Here is a 280-nt window from a genome sequence, read left to right on the forward strand (position 1 = left end):
GACCCGGATCGAGGCCCATCGTTGCACGCAGTCCGGCAGGGGCCGCCATCAGCAGATCGTGCAGGTTACGGGCAAAGACGTTGATTGCTTCATCTTCCGCACGTTCGCGCACGGTGCCCATCAGTTCGGTTTCCAGATGCATCAGCACCTTGATGCGCCACGTCCAGCTCACCACGCCTTTGCGCCAGCTATCCGCCGGGGCATTGTTCAGGCGCAGGCCAAGGTGATCCATGATGATTTGCTCGCAATAGCTCTCTTTGGGCGGCTCATCGAACTGTGG

Annotated in this window: 1 pseudogene; it reads right to left on the reverse strand. The window is 60.0% G+C overall.

Going from position 1 to position 280, the window contains the following annotated elements:
* Positions 1–280, reverse strand: a pseudogene (locus AC0IZJ_RS28425) (RNA-binding transcriptional accessory protein); the annotation flags it as partial.

The organism is Roseateles sp. AC306 (assembly GCF_979253795.1).